The following is a 5,577-nucleotide window of genomic DNA, read 5'->3' on the forward strand; positions in this document are numbered from 1 at the left end:
ACTTCTGTGTATCATGGCCCAACAGATCGGCTGAGCCGCTTGCGACGCCGCCTGGCGGCTGGGGGCGCTGCCCCCAGACCCCCGGAGTATTGCCGACGAGATGAAGCAGGGGCGAAGCCGGGGCCCTTTTCTCTTGCCCGAAATATCCCCGCCGGAGGCCTGCCGAGGCCGCCGCAGGCGGTCGCGGCATGGCTATTTGACGGCGCGGATCAGCTTGCGCTCCAGCACCCGCAGCACGGTCCTGAGATCATGGCCGCGCTTGAGGATCTGCCCGTCCATGCCGATCACCGCGTAAAGCCCCTGGCGGGTCTTCAGCCGGGGCCGTTTCTCGATCCGGTAGAGCGGGTTTTCCGCCGTGCGCCGGAAGATCGAGAACACCGCCACCTCGCGCAGGTTGGATATCCCGTAATCGCGCCATTCCCCGGCGGCGACCATGCGCCCGTAAAGCGACAGGATCAGCCCAAGCTCCGTGCGGTGAAACGCCACCTGGGTCGGGGTCTGCGGCGGACCGCTGAACGGAATAGGCGGTTGAGCATTCATGCGATCAGAATCGCCGCAGTTTTGCAAAAAATCAACCCTGCCGCGTTTTCGCCGCAACTTGATCCGCAAATCGCCCCGGGGCCTCCCCGATCTCGCCCAAAGCTTTGCGCATAGTCAATTCATAGCGAAACAACCGCTACCTCCGGCGGCGCGGCGATCTTGCCCCCACCCAGTCCGCGCCGCCGGAGGGACTTCCCCCCGGACCCCGATGATCAGGCGAAACTGCCCTGGCAGAACCAGCCCGCCGACATGTCGCCGCCATGGGCGAAATACATGAACAATCTGGGCCCCTCGCGGCAGGTCACGCGCCAGTAGTCGCGCACCCCGCTGCGCCAGTCCGGATCGTCGAGCCACCATTGCGGGGTGATCCGTTCCGGCCCCGCCGCCAGTTCCAGATGCAGATCGCGCCCGCGCCAGCGGAACACCCCCGGCGGATAGGGGCTGCCCGGCGCCAGCACCGGCTCGGGGCGCCAGATCAGCAAGGGCCGTGGCGTCGCCGGCACCGGCCAGGGCCCGGCATGGGCCTCGGCCCAGGGGGCGGCCATCACCTTGGCGGTTTTCTCCGGCAGATGGCTGTCGGCGGGATGCAGCCGGGTGATGCGCTCGAGCCCGACCCGCGCCCCCAGCCGCCCGATCAGATCCTCCAGCGCGGCGCCGCTTTGCCGGCGTCTGGCCGCCACATGGCCGGCCTCCAGCGGCCCGCTCATGCGCTGCTGCCCGGCCTCTTCCACCCGCAGCGCCACCAGCCGCAGCATGTCGATGCCAAACCCGGCCTCGATCTCGTCAAGCTTCATCGCCAGCAGCGGGCGGATGCGCTCCACCTCGGCCGAGGCCCGGGCCAGGCCGACCTCGACCCATTGCATGCTCTGATCGGTGCGGAACGCCTGCAGCCGCAGCTGCCGCACCAGCTTGCCGCGCGCCTCCAGCAGCACGCAGAGCCGCTCCAGCAGCCGCAGCATCCCGGCCTCGATGTCCTCGCGCAGCCCGATCGGCTCGGGCAGGGTCAGGCGCACCGCGAAATGCGGCGCCTCGCGGGCCGGGGTGATCGGCTCGGCCGCCGCGCCCAGCGCCTGATCCAGCCGCAGCATCAGCCCCTTGCCGAAACGCCGCGCCACGGCGGCGCGCGGCTGGCCCGCCAGATCGCCGATGCGCCGCAGCCCCAGACGCGCCAGATGCGCCTGGGTCTCGGCGTCGATGCGCAGCCCCGCCACCGGCAGATCGGCCAGCGCGGTGCGGGTCTGGCCCACCGGCGCAATCGCCGCCCCCGCTGCCCCCCCGGCCGACCCCTTGCTGGCGAGCTGTGGCGCCGGGCCGCCCCGGGTCCAATGCCGCCGCCGCGCCGCCCGCACCCGGGTCGCCGGCGCCTCCTGGTCGATGGCATCGCCGCTGCGAAACATCGGCATGTCGCCACGCCCGGCAAAGCGCGCCAGCGCCCAGGCGGCGCCGGGCGTGTCGGCAATCCCGGCCTGCGCCGTCAGCCCCAACCCGGCACAGCCCTGCTGCACCGCGTCGATCAGCCCCGGCTCGCCGCCAAAGAGATGCGCGCAGCCGGTAATATCCAGCATCAGCGCCGCCGGGGCCTCTTCGGCCACCCAGGGCGAAAACTGCACCGCCCAGCGGCGCAGGGTGGCCAGAAAGGCGGCCTCGGCCTGCGGGTTCTGCAACCGGGTCAGCAGCCCCGGGCACAGGGCCTGGGCATCGCGATGCGGCTGGCCCAGATGCACCCCCGCGGCGCTGGCCTCTGGCGACAGCGACGACACCAGCTGCATCTGACCGCTGTCGCGCAGCACCGCCAGCGGCTGGCCCCAGAGGTCCGGCTCGGCCCGGATCAGCCGTTCGGCGCCGAGGCGCGGGAACCACAGGGAGAGAATACGACGGTTGGACATCAGCAGTTCGGCAGAGAGGGTGGCGGGCAGTTCGGCAGGCAGTTCGGCAGAAAACAACGGGCAAAAGCCGGGCCGCAGAACCGGCCATTTGACAGGCACCCCGTTATTTGTTCTTCTTTTGTTCCAGCCTATCGCGATTCGCCCCCTGCTGTCGAGACAGGCGCGCCCAAGGCGGACCCCGACCAGAAACCGCACCACGAAACCCTGCCCCATGGTTGCCGAACTCTGCATCACGTCGAATTTCACCTTCCTCACCGGGGCCTCGCACCCCGAGGAATACATGCGCCGGGCGGCGCTGGACGGGCTTGAGGCGATTGCCATTGCCGATGACAACAGCGTCGCCGGCATCGTGCGCGCCCATACCGAGGCGCGCGACATTGCCCGCCGGGTGCGCGAACGCCAGCGTTTTGACAGTGACCATGGGCTGATCGGCCCGCCTGCGCCGCAAGGCCCGCCCCCGGAAAAACAGCCCGCCTCGGCGGCGATCTACAATGTGCCCCGGCTCTTGCCGGCGGCGCGGCTGGTCTTTACCGATGCGCCCCCCGTCACCGCGCTGGCCGCCAGCCGCGAGGGCTGGGCCAGCCTGTGCCGCATCCTCTCCAAGGGGCGGCTTCGGGCGGAAAAAGGCAAATGCCTTCTGGGGCTTGCCGATCTTTTCGAACATTCGGCAGGCTTGCAGCTGATCCTGCATCCCGACCGCCAGGCGCTGCGCGATCGGCGCGGCTCAGAGGGATGTGGTGGCGGATGGGCGCGGCACATGCCCCGCCTGACGCGCCGCTTTGCCGGGCAGATGCATCTGGCGCTGACACCGCGCTATGACGGCCAGGACGAGATGCATTTCCGCCGCCTGGCCGAGCTGGCCGACAGGCTCGACCTGCCGCTTCTGGCCAGCGCCGCCCCGCGCCTGCATCACGGGCGCCGCCGCCGTCTGGCCGATGTGCTGAGCGCCATCCGCACCGGCAAGCGCATCGACGTGCTGGGCCGCGATGCGCTGGTCAATGCCGAATGCCGGTTGCGCAGCCCGGCCGAGATGCGCCGCCTGTTCCGCGACCATCCGCAGGCGCTGGACAATATTTCGGACCTGCTGGCGAAACTCGACTTCAGCCTCGACAGCCTGCGCTATGAATACCCCAGCGAAGTGGCCGAAAACGAGACCGCCAGCCAGCGCCTGTCGCGGCTGGCCCATGAGGGGCTGCGCTGGCGCTACCCCTATGGCGCGCCGGATCGGGTCAAGGCGATGCTGGCGCATGAGCTGGCGCTGATCGCCAAGCTGAAATACGAACCCTATTTCCTCACCGTGCGCGACATCGTGCAGTTTGCCCGGAGCCGCGACATTCTCTGTCAGGGGCGCGGCAGCGCCGCCAATTCGGTGGTCTGCTATTGCCTCGGCGTGACCTCGGTCAGCCCCGAGATCGGCACCATGGTGTTCGAACGCTTTGTCTCCGAGGCGCGCGACGAGCCGCCCGACATCGACGTCGATTTCGAACATGAGCGGCGCGAAGAGGTGATCCAGTGGATCTATGACCGCTATGGCCGCCACCGCGCCGGCCTCTGCGCCACCGTGGTGCATTACCGTGGCAAGCGCGCCATCCGCGAAGTGGGCCGCGCCATGGGCCTGTCCGAAGACACGATCTCGGCGCTCAGCTCGCAGCTCTGGGGGTTCTTTTCCACCGACGCGGTGCAGGACGAGCGCCTGCGCGAGATCGGTCTCGACCCCGAGGACCGGCGCCTGAAACAGACCATGGCCTTGGTGCATGAGATCATCGGCTTTCCCCGCCACCTCAGCCAGCATGTGGGCGGCTTCATCGTCACCGACGGGCGGCTCGATGAGCTGGTGCCGATCGAAAACGCCACCATGGAAGACCGCACCGTGATCTGCTGGGACAAGGATGACATTGATTCGCTTGGCATTCTGAAGGTCGACGTGCTCAGCCTTGGCATGCTGACCTGCATCCGCAAGGCCTTTGATCTGATGGCGCAGCACCATGGCAAACACTATTCGCTCGCCACCCTGCCGCAAGAGGATCCGGCGGTCTATGACATGCTGTGCAAGGCCGACAGCATCGGCGTGTTTCAGGTCGAAAGCCGGGCCCAGATGAACTTTCTGCCGCGCATGAAGCCGCGCAATTTCTATGATCTGGTGATCGAGGTGGCGATCATCCGGCCGGGGCCGATCCAGGGCGACATGGTGCACCCCTATATCCGCCGCCGCAATGGCGAAGAGCCGGTGAGCTTCCCCTCGGATGCGCTGGGCGAGGTGCTGGGCAAGACCATGGGGGTGCCGCTGTTTCAGGAACAGGCGATGCAGATCGCCATCATCGGCGCCGGGTTTTCCCCCGAAGAGGCCGACCGGCTGCGGCGCTCGCTGGCCACCTTCAAGAAACATGGGTCCGTCAGCGAATTTCACGACCGTTTCATGCGCGGCATGAAGGCCAACGGCTATGACGAGGAGTTTGCCGCCCGCTGTTTTTCCCAGATCGAGGGCTTTGGCTCTTATGGCTTTCCCGAAAGCCACGCCGCCAGCTTTGCGCTGCTGGTCTATGCCAGCGCCTGGATCAAATGCCACTATCCCGGCCTCTTTGCCTGTGCGCTGTTGAACAGCCAGCCGATGGGATTCTATGCCCCGGCCCAGATCGTGCGCGATGCCCGCGAGCACGGGGTCGAGGTGCGCCCGGTCTCGGTCAACGAAAGCTATTGGGACAATGTGCTGGAGCCCGACGGGCGCGGCGGCTGGGCGCTGCGGCTGGGCTTTCGCCAGATCAGGGCGGTGCGCGAAGAGGATGCCGCCTGGATCACCGCCGCGCGCGGCAATGGCTATGCCTGCGTCGAGGACGTCTGGCGCCGCGCCGGGGTCAGCCCGCCGGTTCTGGTGCGTCTGGCCGAGGCCGATGCCTTTGGCGATCTGCGCCTTTCGCGCCGCGAGGCGCTGTGGCAGGCCCGCGCCATCCGCTCCGAGAAACCGCTGCCGCTGTTTGCCGGCGACATCGACGGCGAGGGCATTGTCGAACCCGCCGCGCATCTGCCCGAGATGAGCGAGGGCGAAGAGGTGGTCGAGGATTATGTCGCCATGCGCCTGACCCTGCGCCGCCACCCGGTGGCGCTGCTGCGGCATCTGCTGACGCCCGAGGCGGCAGAGTGAGGCGCTTAGTTG

3 protein-coding genes are annotated in these 5,577 nt (G+C 68.3%); 1 reads left to right on the forward strand and 2 read right to left on the reverse strand.

The features are described from left to right. Positions 1–192: 192 nt before the first annotated feature. Together ABZD10_RS13105 and ABZD10_RS13110 are read right to left on the reverse strand one after the other, a co-directional pair. On the reverse strand, positions 193–540 hold the full coding sequence (locus ABZD10_RS13105; RefSeq protein ID WP_372887105.1) for a DUF2794 domain-containing protein: 348 nt from the start codon (positions 538–540) through the stop codon (positions 193–195). Positions 541–752: 212 nt separating this feature from the next. Then, on the reverse strand, positions 753–2,483 hold the full coding sequence (locus ABZD10_RS13110) for a DNA polymerase Y family protein (RefSeq protein ID WP_372887106.1): 1,731 nt from the start codon (positions 2,481–2,483) through the stop codon (positions 753–755). A 154-nt stretch (positions 2,484–2,637) separates the two neighbouring features. Here ABZD10_RS13110 and ABZD10_RS13115 point away from each other — a divergent pair, with 154 nt between their 5' ends. Beyond that, on the forward strand, positions 2,638–5,565 hold the full coding sequence (locus tag ABZD10_RS13115; RefSeq protein ID WP_372887108.1) for an error-prone DNA polymerase: 2,928 nt from the start codon (positions 2,638–2,640) through the stop codon (positions 5,563–5,565). Positions 5,566–5,577: the final 12 nt, after the last annotated feature.

The sequence above is a fragment of the Shimia sp. genome (assembly GCF_041624275.1).
Classification (GTDB): Bacteria; Pseudomonadota; Alphaproteobacteria; order Rhodobacterales; family Rhodobacteraceae; genus Shimia.

Coding starts and splice junctions, on each gene's coding strand:
- ABZD10_RS13115 (WP_372887108.1), top strand. CDS start 2,638: ATGGTTGCCGAACTCTGCATCACGTCGAATTTCACCTTCCTCACCGGG.
- ABZD10_RS13105 (WP_372887105.1), bottom strand. CDS start 540: ATGAATGCTCAACCGCCTATTCCGTTCAGCGGTCCGCCGCAGACCCCG.